The following is a 549-nucleotide window of genomic DNA, read 5'->3' on the forward strand; positions in this document are numbered from 1 at the left end:
AACCGGCGATACCCGAATGGGGAAACCCAGTGTGTTTCGACACACTATCATGTCATGAATACATAGTGGCATGAGGCGAACCGGGGGAACTGAAACATCTAAGTACCCCGAGGAAAAGAAATCAACCGAGATTCCCCCAGTAGCGGCGAGCGAACGGGGAGGAGCCCAGAACCTGAATCGGCTTGTGTGTTAGTGGAAGCGTCTGGAAAGTCGCGCAGCAAAGGGTGATAGCCCCGTACACTAAAATGCACAGGTCGTGAGTTCGATGAGTAGGGCGGGACACGTGACATCCTGTCTGAATATGGGGGGACCATCCTCCAAGGCTAAATACTCCTGACTGACCGATAGTGAACCAGTACCGTGAGGGAAAGGCGAAAAGAACCCCGGCGAGGGGAGTGAAATAGAACCTGAAACCGTGTACGTACAAGCAGTGGGAGCACCTTCGTGGTGTGACTGCGTACCTTTTGTATAATGGGTCAGCGACTTATATTTTGTAGCAAGGTTAACCGTATAGGGGAGCCGTAGGGAAACCGAGTCTTAACTGGGCGA

General features: G+C 52.3%; 1 rRNA gene. It reads left to right on the top strand.

From position 1 onward, the window contains the following. Positions 1-549 (top strand): 23S ribosomal RNA (locus ACJ8QI_RS25515); the annotation flags it as partial.

Source organism: Serratia sp. CY84636, from assembly GCF_052166245.1.
Taxonomy (GTDB): domain Bacteria; phylum Pseudomonadota; class Gammaproteobacteria; order Enterobacterales; family Enterobacteriaceae; genus Serratia; species Serratia nevei.